This is a genomic window from Ruegeria sp. CDSA221 (genome assembly GCF_059611825.1).
Genome location: NZ_JBXWPK010000007.1, coordinates 50,351 through 72,098, shown reverse-complemented (window position 1 = coordinate 72,098; position 21,748 = coordinate 50,351). Strand labels below are relative to the sequence as shown.

General features: G+C 58.9%; 21 protein-coding genes. 8 read left to right on the top strand and 13 right to left on the bottom strand.

Annotation, left to right across the window (positions count from 1 at the left end; translation table 11 throughout):
- Positions 1–31 precede the first annotated feature (31 nt).
- Together mnmC2 and AC2FJ5_RS12510 are read left to right on the top strand one after the other, a co-directional pair.
- Positions 32–697: a tRNA (5-methylaminomethyl-2-thiouridine)(34)-methyltransferase MnmC2 gene (gene mnmC2 / locus AC2FJ5_RS12515; RefSeq protein ID WP_496793531.1), complete on the top strand. Its 666-nt coding sequence runs from the start codon at positions 32–34 to the stop codon at positions 695–697.
- On the top strand, positions 694–1,563 hold the full coding sequence (locus AC2FJ5_RS12510) for a DMT family transporter (protein WP_281973084.1): 870 nt from the start codon (positions 694–696) through the stop codon (positions 1,561–1,563). The genes mnmC2 and AC2FJ5_RS12510 overlap by 4 nt, the downstream gene beginning before the upstream one ends.
- On the opposite strand, the gene AC2FJ5_RS12505 is transcribed toward AC2FJ5_RS12510, so the two are convergent.
- Positions 1,537–3,501: a lytic transglycosylase domain-containing protein gene (locus AC2FJ5_RS12505; protein ID WP_496793615.1), complete on the bottom strand. Its 1,965-nt coding sequence runs from the start codon at positions 3,499–3,501 to the stop codon at positions 1,537–1,539. The genes AC2FJ5_RS12510 and AC2FJ5_RS12505 overlap by 27 nt on opposite strands.
- Positions 3,502–3,634: 133 nt before the next feature.
- On the opposite strand from AC2FJ5_RS12505, the gene dapA reads away from it, so the two are divergent.
- On the top strand, positions 3,635–4,507 hold the full coding sequence (gene dapA, locus AC2FJ5_RS12500) for a 4-hydroxy-tetrahydrodipicolinate synthase (protein WP_496793530.1): 873 nt from the start codon (positions 3,635–3,637) through the stop codon (positions 4,505–4,507).
- A 99-nt stretch (positions 4,508–4,606) separates the two neighbouring features.
- Here dapA and AC2FJ5_RS12495 read toward each other — a convergent pair whose 3' ends face one another.
- The 6 genes from AC2FJ5_RS12495 to pdxR all read right to left on the bottom strand — a co-directional run bounded on the left by AC2FJ5_RS12495 (position 4,607) and on the right by pdxR (position 13,510).
- Positions 4,607–5,479, bottom strand: a complete 873-nt coding sequence (locus AC2FJ5_RS12495) for a dimethyl sulfoxide reductase anchor subunit family protein (protein ID WP_496706771.1) — start codon at positions 5,477–5,479, stop codon at positions 4,607–4,609.
- Positions 5,479–6,228, bottom strand: a complete 750-nt coding sequence (locus tag AC2FJ5_RS12490; RefSeq protein ID WP_271949727.1) for a 4Fe-4S dicluster domain-containing protein — start codon at positions 6,226–6,228, stop codon at positions 5,479–5,481. Before AC2FJ5_RS12490 ends, AC2FJ5_RS12495 begins: the two co-directional genes overlap by 1 nt.
- Positions 6,225–9,038: a molybdopterin oxidoreductase family protein gene (locus tag AC2FJ5_RS12485; protein ID WP_496703350.1), complete on the bottom strand. Its 2,814-nt coding sequence runs from the start codon at positions 9,036–9,038 to the stop codon at positions 6,225–6,227. Before AC2FJ5_RS12485 ends, AC2FJ5_RS12490 begins: the two co-directional genes overlap by 4 nt.
- Before the next feature lie 87 nt (positions 9,039–9,125).
- Complete coding sequence (pta, locus tag AC2FJ5_RS12480; protein WP_496677819.1) at positions 9,126–10,139, bottom strand: phosphate acetyltransferase; 1,014 nt, start codon at positions 10,137–10,139, stop codon at positions 9,126–9,128.
- Between the two features lie 5 nt (positions 10,140–10,144).
- Positions 10,145–11,923: a sulfoacetaldehyde acetyltransferase gene (xsc, locus tag AC2FJ5_RS12475; RefSeq protein WP_142637005.1), complete on the bottom strand. Its 1,779-nt coding sequence runs from the start codon at positions 11,921–11,923 to the stop codon at positions 10,145–10,147.
- Positions 11,924–12,049: 126 nt separating this feature from the next.
- Entirely contained in the window at positions 12,050–13,510 is a 1,461-nt protein-coding gene (pdxR, locus tag AC2FJ5_RS12470; RefSeq protein ID WP_281973089.1) for a MocR-like pyridoxine biosynthesis transcription factor PdxR, read from the bottom strand.
- A gap of 135 nt (positions 13,511–13,645) precedes the next feature.
- Between pdxR and AC2FJ5_RS12465 the strand changes: the two genes are divergently transcribed.
- Complete coding sequence (locus AC2FJ5_RS12465; RefSeq protein WP_282021955.1) at positions 13,646–13,954, top strand: ArsR/SmtB family transcription factor; 309 nt, start codon at positions 13,646–13,648, stop codon at positions 13,952–13,954.
- Positions 13,947–14,978: a permease gene (locus AC2FJ5_RS12460; RefSeq protein WP_496793528.1), complete on the top strand. Its 1,032-nt coding sequence runs from the start codon at positions 13,947–13,949 to the stop codon at positions 14,976–14,978. Before AC2FJ5_RS12465 ends, AC2FJ5_RS12460 begins: the two co-directional genes overlap by 8 nt.
- 42 nt (positions 14,979–15,020) lie before the next feature.
- Here the strand turns inward: AC2FJ5_RS12460 and AC2FJ5_RS12455 are convergent, their stop codons facing one another.
- Together AC2FJ5_RS12455 and AC2FJ5_RS12450 are read right to left on the bottom strand one after the other, a co-directional pair.
- Positions 15,021–15,410, bottom strand: coding sequence for a hypothetical protein (locus AC2FJ5_RS12455; RefSeq protein ID WP_142636997.1), 390 nt, complete (start codon positions 15,408–15,410; stop codon positions 15,021–15,023).
- Positions 15,411–15,461: 51 nt separating this feature from the next.
- Positions 15,462–16,220, bottom strand: coding sequence for a DUF1013 domain-containing protein (locus AC2FJ5_RS12450; RefSeq protein ID WP_142636995.1), 759 nt, complete (start codon positions 16,218–16,220; stop codon positions 15,462–15,464).
- A 130-nt stretch (positions 16,221–16,350) separates the two neighbouring features.
- Here AC2FJ5_RS12450 and AC2FJ5_RS12445 point away from each other — a divergent pair, with 130 nt between their 5' ends.
- Together AC2FJ5_RS12445 and AC2FJ5_RS12440 are read left to right on the top strand one after the other, a co-directional pair.
- On the top strand, positions 16,351–16,980 hold the full coding sequence (locus AC2FJ5_RS12445; RefSeq protein WP_496789760.1) for a ribonuclease T2 family protein: 630 nt from the start codon (positions 16,351–16,353) through the stop codon (positions 16,978–16,980).
- A gap of 384 nt (positions 16,981–17,364) precedes the next feature.
- Positions 17,365–17,718 carry a hypothetical protein gene (locus tag AC2FJ5_RS12440; RefSeq protein WP_271949739.1) on the top strand — a complete coding sequence of 118 codons (354 nt, stop codon included), beginning with the start codon at positions 17,365–17,367 and terminating at the stop codon, positions 17,716–17,718.
- Between the two features lie 36 nt (positions 17,719–17,754).
- Here the strand turns inward: AC2FJ5_RS12440 and recR are convergent, their stop codons facing one another.
- The 3 genes from recR to AC2FJ5_RS12425 form a co-directional block, all read right to left on the bottom strand.
- A complete protein-coding gene (gene recR / locus AC2FJ5_RS12435; protein WP_496789739.1) occupies positions 17,755–18,348 on the bottom strand; it encodes a recombination mediator RecR in 594 nt (197 codons plus the stop codon).
- A gap of 64 nt (positions 18,349–18,412) precedes the next feature.
- Positions 18,413–18,757, bottom strand: a complete 345-nt coding sequence (locus tag AC2FJ5_RS12430; RefSeq protein ID WP_142636987.1) for a YbaB/EbfC family nucleoid-associated protein — start codon at positions 18,755–18,757, stop codon at positions 18,413–18,415.
- 155 nt (positions 18,758–18,912) lie between these two features.
- The gene (locus AC2FJ5_RS12425) at positions 18,913–20,664 is read right to left on the bottom strand and encodes a DNA polymerase III subunit gamma/tau (RefSeq protein WP_496689908.1); all 1,752 of its coding nucleotides are present in this window, start codon (positions 20,662–20,664) and stop codon (positions 18,913–18,915) included.
- Positions 20,665–20,820: 156 nt separating this feature from the next.
- Between AC2FJ5_RS12425 and AC2FJ5_RS12420 the strand changes: the two genes are divergently transcribed.
- On the top strand, positions 20,821–21,321 hold the full coding sequence (locus AC2FJ5_RS12420; protein ID WP_496793527.1) for a protein-tyrosine phosphatase family protein: 501 nt from the start codon (positions 20,821–20,823) through the stop codon (positions 21,319–21,321).
- Between the two features lies 1 nt (position 21,322).
- Here AC2FJ5_RS12420 and AC2FJ5_RS12415 read toward each other — a convergent pair whose 3' ends face one another.
- On the bottom strand, positions 21,323–21,727 hold the full coding sequence (locus AC2FJ5_RS12415; RefSeq protein ID WP_496709402.1) for a hypothetical protein: 405 nt from the start codon (positions 21,725–21,727) through the stop codon (positions 21,323–21,325).
- Positions 21,728–21,748 lie beyond the last annotated feature (21 nt).

Sequence of the window (21,748 nt, the reverse complement as noted above, 5' to 3'; positions counted from 1 at the left end):
GTGTCGCGCCGCTTAGCTACAGGATTCCCCGATGGCAGACCAGCGCGCCGAACTGACCTGGAAAGACGGGCAGATACCCATCTCGGACCGTTTCGACGACCCCTATTTCTCGTTGCAGAACGGGCTGGAGGAGACGCGGCATGTGTTTTTGGTGGGCAATGACCTGCCCGCGCGGTTTGCGCCGGGGTTTCATATTGCCGAGCTTGGTTTTGGCACCGGCCTGAACTTGCTGACTGTCTGGTCCGAATGGGAAAAGGCTGGCCAAACGACCCCGCTGACATTCACTAGTTTCGAAGCCTATCCAATGGCGCCAGACGACATGACGCGCGCTCTGGCCGCCTTTCCTGAGTTGTCCCCTTGGGCCGACCGGTTCCTGTCCCAATGGCAGGGCGGTACCCGCGATCTGGGCACCCTGCGGCTTGAGGTTATCGAGGGCGACGCGCGGTCCACCCTGTCCGCATGGTCGGGGCAGGCGGATGCGTGGTTTCTGGATGGGTTTTCGCCTGCCAAAAACCCCGAGCTTTGGGGCGCAGAGCTGATGCAGCAGGTATCCGACCACACGGCGCCCAATGGAACCGCCGCCACCTATACCGCCGCTGGGTTCGTCCGGCGCGGGCTCCAAGACGCGGGGTTCAACGTCACCCGCGCGCCGGGCTATGGGCGCAAGCGTCACATGACGCGGGCGGTCAAGCCATGACCCAACAGAACAACACTCGCGCCGGTATCGCGCTGATGATCGCGGCGACTGTGGTTTTTGCGCTGCAGGACGGTATCTCGCGCCATCTGGCCGGGACTTATAACACCTATATGGTCGTGATGATCCGCTATTGGTTCTTCGCAGCATTTGTCGTCGCTCTGGCGCTACGTGCGCCCGGCGGTATCGCGGCCACGGCCCGCACCAGCCAGCTTGGGCTGCAGATCCTGCGCGGGGTGCTCTTGGCGGGGGAAATCTGCGTCGCAGTCTATGCCTTCACCATCCTGGGGCTGATCGAAAGCCAGGCCGTGTTCATCTGCTACCCGCTGCTGGTGGCGGCACTCAGCGGCCCGGTTTTGGGCGAGAAAGTCGGTTGGCGCCGTTGGTCCGCCATCGGCGTGGGCTGCATCGGCGTGCTGATCATCCTGCAGCCGGGAGTGGGCGTCTTTAACCCTTGGGCGGTGATCCCGCTGATCTCGGCCCTGATGTTTGCCGTCTATGGCCTGCTGACCCGCTATGCGGCGCGGCGCGACACTACCGCCACCAGTTTTTTCTGGACCGGCATCGCCGGGGCGGTTGCCATGACGGCCGTGGGCGTGTGGTTTTGGGAGCCTATGCAGGGCGGTGACTGGCTTTGGATGGGCCTGCTCTGCCTGACCGGAGTTCTGGGACATTGGTTGTTGATTAAGTGCTACGAAATGGCCGAGGCCAGCGCCGTTCAGCCCTTTGCCTATTTTCACCTGATGTGGAGCGCCATTCTGGGAATCTCGGTCTTTGGTGAAAGCTTGAGACCCGCGGTTGTTGCAGGGGCCACATTGGTTATTGCCGCCGGACTGTTCACCTTATGGCGCGAACGACGCCAGAGTTGACCCGATCAGTTCCTCGGAAAATGGCACCGGCAACGCCTGCTGCCCCAACCGTGCGCGATACACAGGCAGGCTTTCGGCGACGCGCATGACATAGTTGCGGGTCTCGCTGAAGGGTATGAATTCGATCCAGTCGACGATATCGGCCTCACCCCGGCGCGGGTCACCATTGCGTTTCATCCACGAGATCGGCCTGCCCGGCCCGGCATTATACCCCGCAGCCATCATCACCACATTGCCGTTGAATTCTGCTGCCAGCTCGGACAGGTAATTCGCCCCCAGCTTGGCGTTATATCGCCAGTCCGAGGTCAGTTTTCCGGTTTGGTGGCTGCTTAGGATGCCCATATTCCGAGCCACAACTTTCGCCGTTGCGGGCATCACCTGCATAAGCCCGCGCGCGCCCGCGCCGCTGATGACAACCGGGTCAAACTCGCTTTCGCGCCGGGCGATTGCTAGCGTCATTTCCTTTGCCATAGGCAGGCCTAGATCTGCCACCGGATGAACCGGGTAATACGCGGCGGGCAGGACAACGCCGGTGGTCGCGGCGCGCTTGGCGATCATCACCGCCAGATGTGGTTCGTTCAGTTCGATGGCCAAATCGCCCAGTTGACTTGCCTGAACGGGGTCGAGCCCCTCAACCAGATGGGTCAGGAACCGCTCGGATAGGTTTGCCTCACCTGCGCGCAACAGCAATAGCCCCGCTTCCAGAACGCTGGAATCGGCAAACTCCGCTTGTTTCCAGTGCGGTGCCCTTCGCGGGTTTGCCAGATCGCTGTCGAAGGGGCGCCCTATCCGTTCGGCGGCAAGAAGCCCGTAGAACGAGGTCTGGTGATCAGCACCCATGGCATAGGCCTCATAAGCCTTTTCCGCATCCCCCTGCGCGGCATAGGCCCGACCCAGCCAATACCCGCCGCGCCCCTTGGAAATCGGTGACTGCACCGCGCCCGAGAAGTTTTGGAAATGCCGTACAGCCGTTGCGGGATCATTCAACCGACGCAGGGCAAGGAACCCGGAAAGCCATTCGAGATCGGCATAGGCATAGCCCATGTCCGGCGTCATATGGTGACTAGAGGCAATCTTGTATGCGCGGCTCATATCACCGTTGCGCATCTCAAGCCGGGCCAACCGGCGACGGCCCTCGGCCCATTTGTCTGGCTCGCCCAGAGCATCCGGGCTGGATGACCGCGCCAGCATCAGATCAATCGCACTGTCATCCAGTTCCTTTTTGTCTCGCCAGACAAAGCGGTCAAAGGCAAGCCCCGCCGATCCGGCCACGGAATCGGGAACCGCCCCTACTTTGGCATCAACACCCGGCGCACGTTTTTGCAATGCAATCCGCGCCTCGGCCAGCTTGCGCTGATCGTCATTCACCAATGGCAGCATTTGTCCTGCGCTGATCAGATGACCGTCCCACAGCATCCGGTCTAGCCGCGCCGCGTGGTGGGGTTTCAGCAATGTTTCAAAGTTCTCGATATAGTCTTTCTGCAGGCCCGATCCCATCGGCATCGTGCGCCAGGCGGTGACGATATCCGCCTGCGCATCACCCTGCCGTCCCTTAGCCTTCAGCGCTACGGCGAAATTCAGCGCCCCTTCCGCCGTTTGCGGGGCAGTGGCGGCGTAGAATTTCAACACCCGGTCCGGGTCAGCCCCGGTAAAGGCGGGTTCGCTTTCGCGCCGTAACCATGCCAGCCCCGGCCAATCCGGCCTGCGGTTCAGAAATACCAGCACATCGCCCGAGCTTCCGAACCCCTCGCGCAGCCAATGCCATACGATGATGTCACGTGACACAGATCCGCGCGGACCTGCCTCTTGCAGCGCGGCGTTCCAATCGCCCTTGCGCATTTCATACATGCCAGCGCGCAGATCGCCCACCGAGTCGGCTTGGGCCGGCCCGAAGGATGCCAGAATCACCGCTGTCAAAAGCGCCAGAACGCGTGTCATGCCTTGCATTTCCCAACCAACCAAGGATAGAGCCATTTAGGATAAACCTTGCGCCAGCGGGATCAACACACATTGCTAGGAATGTGATTGCCCAAGGCGCAAAAATTGCTAACCGCACAGCAAGGAGCGTGTCATGTTCAAAGGCTCGATGCCAGCCCTCGTTACCCCGTTTTCGAATGGCGAGTTGGATCTGGGTACGCTCAAACGTTTGGTGGAATGGCAAATTCAGGAAGGCTCGACCGGTTTGGTGCCGGTGGGGACCACCGGTGAAAGCCCAACCCTCAGCCATGAAGAACACGAAACGGTGGTGGCAGAAGTTGTCAGTGCCGCAGCCGGTCGTGTCCCGGTGATCGCTGGTGCGGGCTCGAACAACACGGTCGAGGCGATCCGATTCGTTCAATTTGCGCAGCAAGTCGGCGCGAATGCCGCTCTGGTGGTGACCCCGTATTACAACAAGCCGACCCAGAAGGGCCTAATTCAGCATTTCCGTACCCTACATGATTGTTCTGATATTCCGATCATCATCTACAACATTCCAGGCCGTTCCGTCATCGACATGACGCCCCAGACGATGGGTGAGCTGGCCGAGTTGCCAAGGATCGTTGGGGTTAAAGACGCAACCGGAGATTTGGGGCGTGTCAGCCAACAGCGCGCCTCTTGCGGGCCCGAGTTCTGCCAACTGTCGGGCGAAGACGCCACGGCGCTGGGTTTCAATGCGCATGGTGGTGTGGGCTGTATCTCGGTCACGGCGAATGTTGCGCCCAAGCTATGTGCCGAATTCCAGCAGGCCACCCTGCAGGGGGATTATGCCAAAGCGCTGACTTATCAGGACCGCCTGATGCCTCTGCATGAGGCGATCTTTATCGAACCCGGTCTGGTCGGGGCCAAATACGCCCTCAGCAAGCTGGGCCTGTGCAGCGAAGAAGTTCGCTCGCCCCTGACCACGCTGGACGACAGCACCAAAACCACTATCGATGCAGCCATGAACCACGCAGGTCTGCTGTAACCAGGGGTGTTCTTGGCCTGATCCGATCTTCATCTGGCCAGAAATACCTCGGGGGATGAATTGGCCTGTTTGGGCCAAGAAGGGGGCTGGCCCCCTTCTTTACCGTTTGCCGTAATACAGACCCACGACATGCTCGGCCTGCGCAAAGAACAGCCAACGCGAAACTGCAACGCCGGCCACATGCGACAGCGCAGCCAGAAGAGCGAAGAAGTGGTTGAACGGCAGGATCAGCAGGATGACCGGCAATAGGAAGGCCAGCACAAACGAGATGACCCGCAATTTGTCCGCATGTTTCCTGCCAACCACGTGGACAAATTCGCGCAGAAGATAGTTTGTACCTGTATGTGGAGGCTCAAACGCACGCACTGCCCCGCGCTGCCCCAAACCCGTAGCGGTGCCAAGGTTTGTTCCTGAGTTCGCAAATGCCTTATCCCCTTGCCACCAGTAAAATGTCTGCGCAACGGCAGCGACCACCAACAGAGGGACGGCAAGGCTGACCTGACCGGCCAGAAGCGAGCCACCGGCAAGGCTGAAGCTCAGAAACATGATTGGTGTCAGTTTCATGTTCCAACGTGGGATTGTCTTGAGCTGGGTGTAGATCATTGAGGTGGTGAAAACTGTTGCCAGCGAAAACAACGCGCCAAGGACGCCCAAAACACCCCAACGCTGACCAAAGATGACAGCGCCCAGCGCGTAGAAGCCCATAAGAATCAAGGCGATCACTGCGCACCAACCCTCACGGCTGAGCCAGCTTGACCGCCATTGGGTGAATGCTTTCCACGCACGTTCAGGATGGCCCAAGTGAAAGGTCGAGGCCATCAGCCCACCCACCGACAGGCCAAAGGCCATGGCATAGAATACGAAGGCCACCCACCCGGTGACATCCGGCATCCCAAGGCCCAGAAAAAACAGCAGCCCAAAGCCCAGACCGGACAAGGTGGTGAAGATAATGACGGATGGGGCCGGATGCATCAGAGCTTCTCCAGTGTCTTGTCGAGCCAACCCAGAAAGCCCTTGGGCTCTTCGGCTACCGGGGCCAGAAGGGGCGCGAGAATGTCGATCTGGTCCTCGATCTGATCTTTAGGGCGAGGTGGCAGGTATTTGTTGACGGGCTTGGTGCCCATTTCAGGCATCAGATCCATGCCACCACGTTCGGCGACCAATTTGCTGACATCGCTATCTGCGTCGCCCAGATCACCGAAATGGCGGGCTCCGGCGGGGCAGGTCCGCACACAGGATGGCACGCGGTCCACTTCGGGTATGTTCTCGTTATAGATGCGATCCACGCAGAGGGTGCATTTCTTCATCACGCCCTCGGCCATATCCATCTCACGCGCGCCGTAAGGGCAGGACCAGGCGCAAAGCCCGCAGCCGATACAGTCGCTTTCATTGACCAATACGATACCGTCCTCGACCCGCTTATAGCTGGCCCCGGTGGGGCAGACGGTGACGCAGGGCGCGTCCTCGCAATGGAGGCAGGATTTGGGGAAGTGGATCAGCTGGGCGTGACCCTGTTCGGGTTGGACCTCGTAGGAATGTACGCGGTTCAGGAAGGTGCCGGACGGGTTGCCGCCATAAGCGTCCTGATCCGACAGGGGCGCCCCGTAGTTTTCGGTGTTCCAGCCTTTGCAGGATATCACACAGGCATGGCAGCCGACACAGGTGTCCAGGTCGATGACCAGACCCATTTTCTTGTCTGTGGATTGGGGGAGCTGGGTCATTTTCCTACCTTCCACGCCAGATCTTTTGGTCCGGTGCCGACCGGTGATTTGATCGGTTTGAATTCGGGCTGGCTTTCTGCATCCGAAGGTGGCGCCGCCTTTTCGATCCTGACCTTCAGGTCGAACCAAGCAGCCTGACCTGTAATCGGATCAGAATTGGCCCAACGCATTCCATCGCCTTTTGACGGCAGCAGTTCGTGGATCAGGTGGTTCAGCAAAAAGCCTTTGGTGGCCTCGGGCGCGTCTTCTTGCAGGGCCCATGCGCCTTTGCGTTTGCCGATGGCGTTCCAGGTCCAGACAGTGTTTTCGTTCAACGCGGCCATCTCCATGACCGGCACGGTGATCTCCCCGTGCGGAGAGGTGACTTTGGCCCAGTCGCCGTCCTGCAGCCCGTGTTCGCGCATCAGTTTGGTTGGGACGTATAGCGGGTTGCGCCCGTGTAGCTGGCGCAGCCAGGCGTTTTGGGTGCCCCATGAGTGGTACATCGCCATCGGGCGCTGGGTCAGGGCGTTGATGGTGAAGCCTTCGTTGCCCTGTTGGTCGGTTTCGTACCAGATCGGCAGCGGGTCCATGGTGTCTTTGAGGCGTTGACGCAGATTTTCCGGGGGCTGGCGGTCGCCATGACCCTCGGCGGCCAGTTGGAATTTGCGCATCGGTTCTGAGTAGAGCTGGAACAGATAGGGTTGCGGGCTGTCGTAGATTCCCATGCCCACGGCCCAATCCTGATAGGCAGCGTTCCAGGGTTTGTAGTAATCCGCCCCTTCGGGGATATGCGCGACGTAGAAGCCGCCATTTTCGATGTAGCGATTCAGCTGGTCGGGGTTGACCTCGCCACGACCTTCCTTGTCGCCATTTTCGCCTCGAAACCCGGCCAGTGGGCCAATACCGGGCTTTCGCTGATGGTTAACGATATAGTCAGCGTAGTCTTTCCACTTCGGCGTACCGTCTTCGTTGGTAAAGCCTGGCAAGCTCATGCGGTTGGCCAGTTCCACCAGCACCGACTGAAAGCCTCGCACGTCGCGGTCGGGCTCGATCACCGGCCAGCGGATTGCGTCGGCGGCGGCGTCTGCCTCGCAGATCGGGCGGTCGAGCAGCGAGATGCAGTCGTGCCGTTCAAGATAGGTGGTGTCGGGCAGGATCAAGTCGGCATAGGCCACCATTTCCGAGGAATAGGCATCGGAATAGATGATGTTTGGGATGACATATTTGCCGTCTTCGGTCTTGGCGGTCAGCATCTCCATCACACCTTTGGTGTTCATGGAGGAGTTCCACGACATATTCGCCATATACATGAACAGCGTGTCGATCTTGTAGGGATCACCGGCGGCGGCGTTTGAGATTACCATATGCATCAGCCCATGGGCTGACATCGGGTTTTCCCATGTGAATGCTTTGTCGATCCGTTGGGGAGTGCCGCAGTCGTCCAGCAACAGGTCTTCGGGCCCGCGGGGGAAGCCTAGATGGGGGCCTTCCAGGGGTCTGCCGGGGCGGCGGTCGCCATGCGGGGTTGGGTGTGCCTCGACTGGTTTGGGATAGGGCGGTTTGAAGCGGAAACCGCCTGGAACTTCGACGGTGCCGAGGATGATCTGCAGCACGTGCAGCGCGCGGCAGGTCTGGAACCCGTTGGCATGGGCCGAGATGCCACGCATGGCGTGGAAGCTGACCGGGCGACCGATCATCTTAGCATGGGTTTCGCCGCGGAAATCGGTCCATTCCTGATCCAGCTCGATCGCCTCATCAAAGGCGACGCGGGCGATTTCCGCCGCGATGGCGCGAATGCGACTGGCCGGGATGCCACAGCGGTCAGCCACGGCCTCAGGGGCGTGCTCGTCGCTTAGGTATTTCTCGGCCATCAGGTGGAAAACCGGGCGATGGGTGACGCCGTCCTTTTCGTAAGTAGCCGACAAGTCCGGGCGTACGCCCGGCTTGTCGAACGCAGTGAGTTCGCCTGTGGCCCGGTCGATCACCAGCGGTTTGCCGTCACTATCGCGCAAGAACAGACCTTTGTCGGGGCCTTCGGATGCGTTCACCAGAACAGGCGCGTTGGTATAACGGCTGAGGTAATCCAGGTCGATCTTGCCGGCCTTCATCAGCACATGGATCAGCGACAGGATGAACAGCCCGTCGGTGCCGGGCGTAATCCCGACCCAGTCATCGGCGACGGCGTTATAGCCTGATCGAATCGGGTTCACACCGATCACCCGTGCGCCGCGTGCCTTGATCTTGCCGATGCCCATCTTGATCGGGTTGCTGTCGTGGTCTTCGGCTACGCCGAACAGCATGAATAGCTTGGTGTGGTCCCAGTCGGGCTGGCCAAACTCCCAAAACGCGCCGCCCATGGTGTAGATGCCGCCTGCGGCCATGTTGACGGAACAGAACCCGCCATGGGCCGCATAGTTTGGGGTGCCGAAATTCTGAGCCCAGAAGCTGGTGAAGCTTTGGCTTTGGTCGCGACCGGTAAAGAAGGCCAGCTTTTGCGGCGCTGTCTCGTGCAGCTCATTCATCCAGCCGACGGCTGTGCTGATCGCTTCGTCCCACTCGATCTCGCGGAACTCGCCCGATCCGCGCGGGCCGACACGGCGCAGCGGTTTGCGTAGGCGCGACGGCGCGTTAACCTGCATAATGCCCGCGGACCCTTTGGCGCACAGAACGCCTTTGTTCACCGGGTGGTCTCGGTTGCCCTCGATATAGGCGACCTTGCCGTCTTTCATGTGAACGTTGATGCCACAGCGACAGGCGCACATGTAACAGGTGGTCTGCCGGATCTCGTCCGAGACTTTGGGCGAGGTGTCAATCACTGGCTGGTTCATAGGCGCCCCTGTAGTTTGCAGACCGGTATTCCCCCGAGTATTGCCGGGAACCGGAATAAAATTTGTTTTTCACGGACTTGTCGAGACTTATATTCCGTTTTCGCCATGTTGTGCTTGAACAGCAGTCACGGCGATCATGTGAAGGATGTCCTCTGCCGTACAGCCGCGCGATAGATCATTTGCCGGCTTGGCCAGGCCTTGTAGGACTGGCCCGATTGCCTCAACCCCTCCGATGCGCTGTGCGATCTTATAGCCCAGATTGCCCGCATTCAGGCTGGGGAAGACAAAGACATTCGCTTCGCCCTTCAGTGGCGAATCCGTCGCCTTTTGCGCCGCAACCTCGGGGACAAAGGCGGCATCGAACTGCAGCTCTCCGTCGATCAGAAGGTTCGGATCTTTTTCGCGTGCGATCCGGGTTGCCTCGACGACCTTGGATACTTTTGGATGTTCGGCGCTTCCCGAGGTGGAAAAAGACAGCATCGCCACACGCGCCGTGTTTCCAGTCAAAGCTGAATAGGATGCGGCCGATGCGCGGGCAATTTCCGCCATTTCTTCGGCGTTTGGATCCACCACCAGACCACAATCGGCAAAGATGCGCGCGCCTTTGACCTCGTGATGATCCTGGCAGAACAGCATGAGAAAAAAACTGGATACCATTGTTGTACCCGGCGCTGTTCCGATGATCTGCAACGCCGCGCGAACTGTGTCAGAGGTGGTTTCAACCGCTCCGCCCACGGTGCCGTCAGCGATACCCTGATGCACCAGCATGGCGGCAAAGGTCAGCCGGTTGGTGATCTGTTGCCCTGCCTCTTCAAGGGTCATGCCCTTGTGCTTGCGGCGATTAAACAGCGCTTCAGCCAGTTCCGTGGTGATTGAGGAATGCGCCGGGTCAAGAATGTCTATCCGAGTGGGATCAAATCCTTCATGCGCATCCAGAAGGGCCGAAATTTTGGCCCCGTCGCCGATCAGGATGATCCGTGCAACGTCCTCTTTTACGGCCCTGACCGCACCTTCCACGACGCGGGGATCATCGCCCTCTGACAGGGCGATGATCTTGTCCGACGCGCTGGCCGTCCCAAGAATGGCGCGCAGCGGTTTCACGCGGATTATACCCCGGCCTGCGGTTCCATGTCGTCATTGCTGATGCCTGCCACCGCGACCGGTTTCTTCATTGCGTCCCGACGGAACGGCTCGCCCAGTTCCTGGTTGATCATTGCTTCGATCAGCGTGGTGATCCCATTCTTCTGATCCTCAATGGCCTGATTCAGGGCTGCAGTCAGCTCATCCTGTGTGCGGGCCACGACACCTTTCAGGCCACAGGCCTGAGCGATACCGGCATAGGACACTTTGGTGTCCAGTTCGGTTCCAACAAAATTGTCGTCGAACCACAGGGTCGAGTTGCGCTTTTCAGCACCCCACTGATAGTTGCGGAAAACGATCTGGGTGACTGCGGGCCATTCATCGCGGCCGATTGCGGTCAGTTCGGTTACAGCAATACCAAAGGCGCCGTCACCCGAGAATCCAACGACAGGCACATCCGGGCAACCGATCTTGGCACCCATGACAGATGGCAATCCGTATCCACAGGGGCCGAACAGCCCGGGGGCCAGATATTTGCGGCCCGCTTCAAAGGATGGGTAGGCGTTGCCGATGGCACAGTTATTGCCGATGTCGGACGAGATGATCGCCTCTTTCGGCAGGGCTGCCTGAATGGCGCGCCACGCCATGCGCGGGCTCATCCAGTCGGGCTTGGCTGCACGGGCGCGTTCGTTCCAGGTTGTGCCCGGATCGTCCTGCTCGTGGTCCATCGAAGTCAGTTCCTGCGCCCAGCGTGACTTGGTTTCCGCAATCTTCGCTTTGCGTGCATCGCGTCCTTCGTCACCTGCGGTGTCCGACAGCTGTGCCAGGATATTGGTTGCAACGGTGGCTGCGTCGCCAACAATACCGACAGATACCTTCTTGGTCAGGCCAATGCGGTCGGGGTTAATGTCAACCTGAATGATCTTTGCATTCGCCGGCCAGTATTCCATACCATAGCCAGGAAGAGTCGAGAACGGGTTCAGGCGAGTGCCGAGACACAGAACCACGTCTGCTTCTTTTATCAGCTCCATACCGGCTTTCGAGCCATTGTAACCCAACGGGCCAGCAAACAGCGGGTGCGAGCCCGGGAAGGCGTCATTGTGCTGGTAGCCAACACAAACCGGGGCGTCCAGACGCTCGGCCAGTGCTTTCGAGGCTTCGATGCCGCCCGCAGACAGAACCGTACCCGCTCCGTTCAGGATGACAGGGTTCTTGGCATCCGACAGCAGCGCGGCGGCTTCGGTAACAGCTGATGCGCCGCCAGAAGGCAGTTCAAATTCAACTACGGCAGGCAGTTCGATATCGACAACCTGAGTGAAGAAATCACGTGGAACATTGATCTGTGCCGGTGCCGAGGCGCGCTTGGCTTTGGTGATAACGCGGCTAAGAACTTCGGCCATCCGCGAAGGGTCGCGTACTTCTTCCTGGTAGCAGACGCAGTCCGCGAACATGCGCATTTGTTCCATCTCCTGGAAACCGCCCTGACCCATGGTCTTGTTTGCGGCCTGAGGGGTCACCAGCAGCAGCGGGGTGTGGTTCCAGTAGGCGGTTTTGACGGCAGTAACAAAGTTGGTGATCCCGGGTCCGTTCTGCGCGATCATCATCGACATTTTGCCGGTGGCGCGTGTGTACCCGTCAGCCATCATCCCACCCGAGCCTTCGTGTGCGCAATCCCAGAACGTAATGCCAGCTTTTCCAAAAATATCCGAGATCGGCATCATTGCCGAACCGATGATCCCAAACGCATGCTCGATCCCGTGCATCTGCAGAACTTTAACAAAGGCCTCTTCGGTGGTCATTTTCATCTGATTTGTCTCCGCGGATTTGTGGATGAAGCCGGACGATCAGCCCAGCCTTTGGGTACGGTTGTGGCCCAAGGGACGGAATGGCGTTAGGTCCAAAACGAAATGCGGATTAAGTCCAGACGCGGGCTACTGCGTTTGGATGGCATCCGCGATCAGCTTCACGCCCGGAGCGATGCGGTCGGGCGCGATGGATGAGTATCCGAGCCGGTAGAAGTTCTGTGGCCTATCCGGCCCTGCGAAAAACGGTGCACCAGGCTCGATGTGAACGCTTTGGTTTTGCAGGCTGCGCGCCAGCTGGGACATGTCGACATGTTCAGGGGCGGACATCCACATCGAAGATCCGCCCATCACACCGCGCCCCGCCACCGACAGCCCGTATTCGTCGATAGCCTTGTCCATTGCATCCCGCCGCTTGGACAGCTCTTTGGACATGCGCCGGATCTGTGCATCGTAATGTCCCAGAGACAGAAAATACGCTGCCGTGCGCTGAATGTGGCCCGGCGGGTGGCGCAGCACCAAAGAGCGCAGCGCGCGCGCCTCGCGGATAAATGGCTCGGATCCAACCATGTAACCAAGGCGCAATCCAGGGAACAGCGATTTTGAGAAGCTGCCCACATAGATGACACGTCCATCCCGGTCCATGGACTTCAGCGCGGGTGAGGGCGCCCCCAGAAACGCCATTTCGAATTCATAGTCATCCTCGACCACCATTGCGTCCAGATCCCGGGCACGGTCCAAAAGTTGGCGGCGACGGGTGATCGGCATGGTTGCGGTTGTCGGGCTCTGATGGCTGGGCGTGGTGAAGATGACATCCGTTTCATCGGGCAGCGCCTCGGGTGGCAGGCCATCCTTGTCCACGCCAATGGGTACGACCGCGCAGTCCCAATGGTTCAACAGGCTGCGCAGCGCATAGTAACAGGGGTCTTCGATGACGGCGGTGTGATTGTGAGTCAGCAGAATGCGCGACGCCAGCCAAAGTGCGTTCTGCGCCCCCAGTGTGATCAATATTTCTTCGGGGCGTGCCGAGATTCCACGGCGGGGCAGAGTGTGGCGGGCGATGAACTCGATCAGCAACGGATCGTCCTGATCGACATAGTCGCGGGTCAGCGATTCGAAATCCTTGTGCCCCAATGCCCGCACTGCACATAGCCGCCAGTTGGCATGATCGAACAGGGTTCGGTCCGCCTGACCATAGATAAAAGGATAGGTATAGTCCCGCCAATTCCAGGGCTTGGGCAACACATCCGAATCTACAAACCGGCGGGCCAGCGCCTTGTCCCAATCCACGGTCTCAGTGCCCCGTTGGATGGGCGTGTATTTAGGCGGTACTGGCGCATTTTCCGACACATAATACCCAGATCGGCCCCGGGCGGTCAGGTAGTCATTGGCCAACAGCTCGGTATAAGCCAATGTCACGGTGATCCGGCTGACACCCAGATGCGTGGCCAGTTTACGCGACGAGGGCAGTTTTTCTCCGACATGGAACCGGCCTGACAGGATGCCTTCTGCAATCATTTGCTGAATCTGGGCCTGCAAGGTGCCTTGCCCATTCAGCTCTAGAAAGAAGGTATCTACTGAAATCCCCATAAGACCTTATAGAGTGGCCTTATTGATTGAGCAATCTGGACTCACTCTCTTTTCACGAATTCTGATCAGAATTTGTTGACGGTAGCTTTCAATACTTCTATATAACTAGAAATCTAGTTTATTGGAGTTGTGGATATGTGGGAAACCGCTGCAGCAGGATTTTCGGCGATGGGGTCAGAGGCGCGACTGAAAGTCCTCAAGACACTCGTTCGCGCCGGAGAGACCGGGCTCACCGTAGGTGAAATCCAGGAGAGAACCGGCATTGCCCCGTCGACGCTGGCCCATCACCTCCGGTTTCTTGCGGCCGGTGATGTTGTCGAACAGGAAAAGATCGGGCGCACCACGATCAACCGTGCCCGGTATGACCATCTCAGAAACCTCGCGCAGTTCATTCTGTCGGAATGTTGTGCGGACGAAACTGGAAAGGCGGCAAACGATGGCTGACCTTACTCAGAGCCCTCGAGCCCCGTTCAAAACCGTCTTCGACCTGATCAAAACCCCATGGGCGGTGATTGTCGCCATTCTGATCGCGGTGGCGATACTCGACCCAGGCAATCTAATGGAGGTGATAACATTTGCCGGTAAGGCACTGGCCCATACCGGCCAATATATTCTGTTTGCTGTGCTGCTGTTGTCATACCTCAAGGCCACCGGTGCCGAAGTCATGGTGGCCCGAGCCTTTGAGGGCCGCGAGACGCGGATGATCCTTTTGGCTGCCCTGTTTGGCGGGTTGGCCCCATTCTGTTCCTGCGAGGTCATCCCGTTCATTGCTGGTTTACTGGCGCTTGGGGCGCCACTGTCTGCGGTTATGGCGTTCTGGCTCAGCTCTCCGCTGATCGACCCGCCGACGCTGTTGATTACGGCTGGCGCTTTGGGATGGCCCTTTGCTATCGGAAAAGCCTTAGCCGCAGTGGCACTTGGCCTGTTTGGCGGATTCGTCGTGCGCACCATGACGCGCAGCGGTGTGTTGACCCAACCTTTGCGGAACTACCAACCAGCTGGATGCGGCAGTTGTGGACCTAAGCAAGAGGACAAACCGGTCTGGAAATTCTGGCATGACCCTGCGCGCCGGAATAGATTTCGTAGCGAGTTCTTTCGAAACGGCCTGTTCTTGTTGAAATGGCTGGCGCTTGCCTATGTTCTCGAGGCGTTGCTGATCAATTATGTACCCGCTGATCTGATCGCACGCGCGGTCGGAGGAGACGGCGTGTTGCCCATAATCATCGCGGCACTTGTTGGGATGCCAGCCTATCTGAACTCATACGTCGCGCCGCCGCTATTGGCAGGTCTGATGGAGCAGGGGATGAGCGCCGGGGCCGCAATGTCCTTTATGATCGCGGGTGCGGTTAGCTCGATCCCGGCCATGGCTGCGGTATGGTCGCTGGTCAGGCCGAAAGTGTTTGCGACCTATCTGGGCCTGGGGATAGTCGGCGCAGTGATCGCAGGAATCATCTTTCAGATGATCTGAAGGAAAAACCGCCCGGTGTGGACACCGGGCGGTTTTGCTTTGTCAGCTTGCTTCGCAATAACGCGGAAGTTTGAAGCGATACCTTGGTTCGCCACTTTCCACATAGACCCGCTTTTCGACACAGGCGCTTTGGCCGACGGTCTGGGAAATCGGGGCCTCGGTCGAAGTGATCGACGTCGCGGACCCGTCGGGTAAACGTACCGAGGCAATCACCCCGTTCTTGAGGTCGCCGTTGATAGCGGTGGCGGACAGAACCGGGACGGTCATGAAGGCTTCGTGTTCATGCGTGCCGTCGTCGTTCAGCAACAGCAGGGCTGCGGCAACTGCGATAACGCCTACGACACCGAACACGAGCAGGCCCCAGGTTCTTAGGAAGGCATAGATTGTCACGGCGCGGTGTGGGCCAAAAATGGCAGACAGTATGTTCAGCATCAGAGTCTCGTCAAAAAAGCCCCGGCCAGTTTGACCGGGGCTGTCTGCGTATCAGAAACGCGGATCGCTTTCGTCTTCATCCTCGGCCTCGCCTTTGGGCAAGTTGAAGAAACTGTCGGCGTCGATGATCGGCTCTTCTTTCTCCTCGGGGGAGTCATCAGACAACGAGAAGGTCTCGAGACCCTCGATCGCCGTTGGAATTTTGGGCGCTGCGTCCATTTCCAGTGACTGCTCGGTCGAAACCAGCTTGCGGCGTTCATCATCGCTCATGACGCCACCTTCAGCAGCTTTCTTGGCGGCGGCTTTCTGCACGATTGCGTCCAGCTCGGACTGTTTACACAAGCCCAGAGCGACGGGGTCAATCGGTTGCATGTTCGAGATGTTCCAGTGCGTCCGTTCGCGGATCGACTGGATGGTCGGCTTGGTGGTGCCAACCAGCTTGGCAATCTGACCGTCGCTGAGTTCGGGGTGGAACTTGACCAGCCACAGGATCGAGTTCGGACGGTCCTGACGCTTGGACAGCGGGGTATAGCGCGGGCCACGACGTTTTTCCTCGCCACTGGCAGCGGGGTTGAACTTGAGCTTCAGCTTGTGCAGCGGGTTGCCCTGCGCCACGTCAATCTCTTCCTGCGTAAGCTGGTTGTTGGCGATCGGGTCGAACCCTTTGACGCCAGCGGCCACATCGCCATCGGCGATGCCCTGCACTTCCAACTCGTGCATTCCTACGAAATCCGCGATCTGCTTGAAGCTGATCGTTGTGTTGTCTACTAGCCATACGGCTGTTGCCTTGGCCATAAGCGGTTTTGCCATCAGCCCGTCTCCTATGCATACATCTTTCCCGTCGCCGGAATTCGGCGGCCCCGTGATCTTGGGGCAGGTTTCCGTTGTCGGGGAACTTGGGCTGTATATAGTCGCGGCAGGGCAAGAAGGGAAGAGGCGAATGCGCTGGCTGGTTCTATGGGTTTTTAGTGCAATGACGGCGCTGGCCGAGGGTGAAAAACCGGGCGCGTTCGACTACTATGTCCTGGCGCTGAGCTGGTCGCCGAACTGGTGCGCGCGCGAAGGCGACGCGCGTGGGTCGGATCAGTGTGATGTACGGCATGATCACGGCTGGATTCTACACGGGCTTTGGCCGCAATTCCATCAGGGCTGGCCATCTTATTGCCGCACGGCCGAGGCCTCGCCGACGCGGACTATGACCCGTGAAATGGAAGATATTCAAGGCAGTTCCGGCCTTGCCTGGCATCAATGGAAGAAGCACGGCACCTGCTCGGGCCTAAGCGCTTCGGACTATTACACCTTGTCGCGGCAGGCCTATGGGTCGGTCGAGCGTCCAAAGGTGTTCCGCCAGTTGGACGCATCTGTGAAACTGCCCGCATCTGTCGTGGAAGAAGCGTTTCTAAAGGTCAATCCGGGGCTGGAGCGCGACATGATCACCGTCACCTGCAAACAAGGCTATATCGAAGAGGTGCGCCTGTGCCTGTCCCGCGATCTTGAACCGGTGCCTTGTGGCCGGGATGTGATCAAGGACTGCGCGGCCAAAGACGCGCTTTTTGATCCGATTCGTTAGAGGGTCCGGATGGCAGTCGCGGTACCAAAGCTGCACGTCTTGAAAACAGGGTCACGTCCAGCGTGTCATAACCGCTGAGCACCGCCGAAGGGCCCAGATGCACAGTCCGGGTCAGGTACATGTTGTCGAGCGTGGGGACCATTTTGAGGTTCCTGACGTTGAGATCGCCCTAGTCGTTACGTTCCTGCAAATTGCGGCGGTTGAAGGTCCAAATTCATGAAAATGTTGCTGACTATATTTCTGAGCTTAGTTGCCTACGCGACTACGGCAAAGCTGTTGTTTGGAAGCTCACTCCAGCCAATTGCCCTGATAACGCTCTGGAACGACAGGCTTGGCGCACCGTTTTGGCCGATATTGCTGTAGTTCGGTACCGCGACGAGCTATTTGGTTGCCGCCTTCTTAGCAAAGAAGGGCTTGAAGGAACTTCTCTCGGTTCCGATTTTTTTGGCCTTGTCGATGAGTTTTTCTACGGTGTTTGTTGCAACATATGCTGAGTTGTTGCGCGCAATAGCCACCAGAAGCTTTAATGCAGATGTGGAAATTCAGAACTCATTCTACCAATCACTTAAACATGCGCTCCAAGAGGGGCAGTTCTTTTTGCACGGCGCGGCTCTTAAAGATTGCGTTCCATTTGCGTGGAGCTATAGGCGGGTGTCGTATTTTCAATTGCCTAACAACGTTGCAGTGAATGTCCTTCCATCGGAATGGTTGGTAAGCTGCAATATCATCGGAGATTGAGTTTCGAACTCCTTTTGAAGCGCGTCATGGGCTACACTACAGCTCTTTCCGCGCCCTAAGCGCCGCTGTGATCGTCCCGTCATCCAAATAGTCCAGCTCGCCGCCAATCGGCACACCTTGCGCCAGCGAGGTCAGGCGCACCTGCCCGTCCAGTTGATCGGCGATATAGTGCGCGGTGGTCTGGCCATCGACGGTGGCGTTCAGGGCCAGAATGACCTCGGTGATCTCCTCTGCGGTGACCCGGTCCTTGAGGCGGGGGATGCGCAGCTCATCCGGGCCTATCCCGTCCAGAGCCGACAAGGTGCCGCCCAGTACGTGATAGCGGCCTTTGAAAACTGCGGCGCGTTCCATCGCCCAAAGGTCGGCGACGTCTTCGACGACGCACAGCTCTCCGGTCGCGCGGACTTCGCTATCGCAGATGTCGCAGATATCCGAAGTGCCTACATTGCCGCAATTCAGGCACTCACGGGCAGTGATGGCAACCTGTTGCATCGCGTCCGCAAGCGGTGTCAGCAGAAGGGCGCGTTTGCGGATCAAATGCAGCACTGCGCGACGGGCCGAACGTGGGCCGAGGCCCGGCAGTTTGGCCATCAGGTCGATCAGATTGTCGATATCGCTGTTCGAACTCACTGCGCTTGCTCCTGCATAAGGGCCGGGCAGTTGGGCCCGGCCGGTATTTCGTCAGGAGTGCCTATCAGAACGGCAGCTTGATGTCTGCGGGCAGGCCCATGCCTTCGGTCAGCTTAGCCATCTCAGCCTGCGACCGTTCTGCGGCCTTGGCCTGAGCATCTTTGACGGCGGCCAGGATCAGATCTTCGACCACTTCCTTGTCGTCGCCGTTAAAGATTGACGGGTCGATATCGAGACCTTTCAGCTCTCCCTTGGCCGTGGCTGTTGCCTTGACCAGCCCTGCACCGGATTCGCCGACAACCATGATGGTATTCAGCTCTTCCTGCATATCCGTCATCTTGGTCTGTAGATCCTGTGCGGATTTCATCATCTTGGCCATGTCACCCAGGCCGCCGAGTCCTTTGAGCATCGGTATTCTCCTAATATCCGGTTTGACGCCTAAATACGGGCGCGGTCGGCGCGGCACAAGGGCCGAGCTGGCTCCTGCCCGTCGTCAAGGCCTTTGGCCAGACCTTTCCTCCCGTTGGGCGCGGGAGGTTTCCAGTTGGGTAAGATGGGACGGTTTCAGTCTTCCTCGAACGGGTCCCATTCGTCTTCGACCTCGGGCAGCGCCTCGGTTTCCACTTTGGCGGCACGTTCTTCCGGTGTTTCAATCCGCTTGATGCGTGCCTTCGGAAATTGCATGAGCACCGCCTGAACCAACGGGTGTTTCTCAGCCTCTGCTTTCAACGCCAGCTCGGCGGCGTCTCGAATCTCGGCGATGGTCGCAACCTCACCATCGGCCACAATCGACACAGCCCAGCGGTTGCCAGTCCATCGTTGCAGCGACGAACCCAGTCTCGCCGCCAGATCTGTGGGTGCGTTCTGTGTCGGGGTGAATTCGATCCGCCCCGGTTGGTAAGAAACCAGCCGCACCCCGTTTTCGACCTCGACCAGAAGTTTCACATCCCGATTGGTGCGGATCAATTCAACCACGTGGTCAAAACTCGGATACCGTGCCAGCGCCGATTGGATATCATGGGCCAGAGCGGCCGACGGCGCGCCGGCGGGGCTGCTGGTTGCGGACACGTAAGAAGATGATGCCGCTGGTACCGGAGCCTGAGAGGGCACGGCCATACCACCGCCCGGACCACCATTCGGAGGCGGTGGCGGGTTGTCCTGCAGGCGCTTGATCAGCTCTTCGGGGCTGGGCAAGTCGGCAACATGGGTCAGGCGGATAACGGCCATTTCAGCAGCCATCATGGCATTTGGCGCGGCCGATACCTCTTCCAGCGCTTTCAGCAACATCTGCCACATCCGGGTCAAAACGCGCATTGGCAGGGCCTCGGCCATTTGCTGACCACGAGCACGTTCATCAGGGGAAACCGTCGGGTCCTCGGCTGCGTCTGGCGTGATCTTTACAACCGAAACCCAGTGCGTGATTTCGGCCAGGTCACGCAGCACGGATAGCGGATCGGCCCCTTCGGCATATTGCCCGCCCAATTCAGTCAGCGCGCTTGCTGCATCCCCTCGCAGGATCATTTCCATCAAGTCCAATACCCGGCCCCGGTCGGCCAGACCCAGCATCGCGCGCACTTGATCTGCGCTGGTTTCACCGGCCCCATGGCTGATTGCCTGATCCAGCAGCGATGTTGCGTCGCGCGCCGACCCCTCGGCCGCGCGGGTGATCAGCGCCAGGGCATCATCCGCGATCTGTGCCTTCTCAGCCGCTGCGATCTTATTGAGCAGGCCAATCATGTCCTCGGGTTCGATCCGGCGCAGGTCAAATCGTTGGCACCGCGACAGAACAGTCACCGGGACTTTGCGGATTTCGGTCGTGGCAAAGATGAACTTCACATGCGCAGGAGGTTCTTCCAACGTCTTGAGCAGCGCGTTGAACGCGCTGGTCGAAAGCATGTGAACCTCGTCGATAATGTAGATCTTATAGCGTGCACTGGCGGCGCGGTATCGGACCGAGTCGATGATTTCGCGGATATCATTCACGCCGGTTCGGCTGGCGGCGTCCATTTCCATCACGTCGACATGGCGACCTTCCATGATGGCGACGCAATGTTCGCACTGGCCGCAAGGCTCGGTCGTGGGCTTGCCTTGCCCATCAGGACCGATGCAGTTCATGCCCTTGGCGATGATCCGGGCCGTGGTTGTCTTACCGGTGCCGCGGATGCCAGTCATGATGAAGGCTTGTGCAATCCGGTCGGCCTCGAACGCGTTTTTCAGCGTGCGCACCATTGCGTTCTGACCGACGAGGTCAGCAAAAGTTTCCGGGCGGTATTTCCGCGCGAGAACCTGATAGGCGGGGCTGGGCGTGTCGGTCATGTCTGCTCTGTTGGATTCGTGTCAGGTTTGCAGCGTAGAGACCCCCGCCGTCCGCGTCCACCGCGCGCGAAAAGGAATTTCGTTTTGGCAAGTTGTATCAGAGCCGGTAAATCATGAGGGGCTTTAGCCCCATGTGGTGATGCAGGAAAAGGAGCTGTGTTGGAGAGTTTTGCAATTCACCCTCTTGGATTGGGCAAAGGGCAGATCGCTCTGTGCCCACTGCCGGGTGTCACGGGCGATTATGCTGGGGATTTCGCAGTAATCCGGGATTGGGCGCCGGACCTAATCATCTCGATGACTACTCTGGATGAGTTCCAGCATTCCGGCGCGCGTTCATTCGAGGCGGACCTGCAGTGCGAACGGATTGCCTGGGTCCACCTTCCGGTCTCCGATTTCGGCGCCCCCACGCCTGAGGTTGAGGCGCTTTGGCCGCAAGCCAGCGCAGCCGTCCGACATGTCCTTGCCAGTGGCGGCAAGGTGCTGGTGCATTGCCGCGGTGGGTGCGGACGCTCGGGGATGGTTGTGATGCGGCTAATGGTGGAATGCGGCGAAGCGCCTGACCAAGCGCTTCGGCGGTTGCGTGCGGTTCGGCCCTGCGCGGTGGAAACCGACGCGCAAAAGGACTGGGCCGGGTTGCCGGCCCGAACCCTTCCCTGAATCAGGCAGACACTTGATACGGAATACTGTCGCTGCGCGGCGGCAGGGTCGAAACGTCGAGCATCGCACAGGGTGGTTCTGACAGAAAACCAGCGGATTTCTGGGTGAACTCCGGCCCGAACATCATGTCGCCATAGGCGTCCAGCTTTTCTGTCGGCGTGTCCGTGCTGGTGCCGCAATAGACTCTGATCTGTTCTGATTGTGCCCGAAAACGGGCCGTGCAGCCTTCGGTGCAATGGGTCAGATCGCTGGTACCTTCGACCTCGAATGTTTTGGATGTCGCAGGCCTTGCCGTCGCCATCGCCTCGGCCATGGCGCGTGCCATTCGGGCAAGGGCGGGGCAGGGTTTCCCGGTCCTCTGACAGACGGTTGCGGTGAATTCGTGTGTTTTTGTCTTCCAGATCATAATGCGCCCTCCGCGCGCAGG

Bases quoted from the DNA above. Each gene is read 5' to 3' on its own strand.
- mnmC2 (WP_496793531.1), top strand. From the start codon at position 32: ATGGCAGACCAGCGCGCCGAACTGACCTGGAAAGACGGGCAGATACCC.
- AC2FJ5_RS12510 (WP_281973084.1), top strand. From the start codon at position 694: ATGACCCAACAGAACAACACTCGCGCCGGTATCGCGCTGATGATCGCG.
- AC2FJ5_RS12505 (WP_496793615.1), bottom strand. From the start codon at position 3,501: ATGACACGCGTTCTGGCGCTTTTGACAGCGGTGATTCTGGCATCCTTC.
- dapA (WP_496793530.1), top strand. From the start codon at position 3,635: ATGTTCAAAGGCTCGATGCCAGCCCTCGTTACCCCGTTTTCGAATGGC.
- AC2FJ5_RS12495 (WP_496706771.1), bottom strand. From the start codon at position 5,479: ATGCATCCGGCCCCATCCGTCATTATCTTCACCACCTTGTCCGGTCTG.
- AC2FJ5_RS12490 (WP_271949727.1), bottom strand. From the start codon at position 6,228: ATGACCCAGCTCCCCCAATCCACAGACAAGAAAATGGGTCTGGTCATC.
- AC2FJ5_RS12485 (WP_496703350.1), bottom strand. From the start codon at position 9,038: ATGAACCAGCCAGTGATTGACACCTCGCCCAAAGTCTCGGACGAGATC.
- xsc (WP_142637005.1), bottom strand. From the start codon at position 11,923: ATGAAAATGACCACCGAAGAGGCCTTTGTTAAAGTTCTGCAGATGCAC.
- pdxR (WP_281973089.1), bottom strand. From the start codon at position 13,510: ATGGGGATTTCAGTAGATACCTTCTTTCTAGAGCTGAATGGGCAAGGC.
- AC2FJ5_RS12465 (WP_282021955.1), top strand. From the start codon at position 13,646: ATGTGGGAAACCGCTGCAGCAGGATTTTCGGCGATGGGGTCAGAGGCG.
- AC2FJ5_RS12460 (WP_496793528.1), top strand. From the start codon at position 13,947: ATGGCTGACCTTACTCAGAGCCCTCGAGCCCCGTTCAAAACCGTCTTC.
- AC2FJ5_RS12455 (WP_142636997.1), bottom strand. From the start codon at position 15,410: ATGCTGAACATACTGTCTGCCATTTTTGGCCCACACCGCGCCGTGACA.
- AC2FJ5_RS12450 (WP_142636995.1), bottom strand. From the start codon at position 16,220: ATGGCAAAACCGCTTATGGCCAAGGCAACAGCCGTATGGCTAGTAGAC.
- AC2FJ5_RS12445 (WP_496789760.1), top strand. From the start codon at position 16,351: ATGCGCTGGCTGGTTCTATGGGTTTTTAGTGCAATGACGGCGCTGGCC.
- AC2FJ5_RS12430 (WP_142636987.1), bottom strand. From the start codon at position 18,757: ATGCTCAAAGGACTCGGCGGCCTGGGTGACATGGCCAAGATGATGAAA.
- AC2FJ5_RS12425 (WP_496689908.1), bottom strand. From the start codon at position 20,664: ATGACCGACACGCCCAGCCCCGCCTATCAGGTTCTCGCGCGGAAATAC.
- AC2FJ5_RS12415 (WP_496709402.1), bottom strand. From the start codon at position 21,727: ATGATCTGGAAGACAAAAACACACGAATTCACCGCAACCGTCTGTCAG.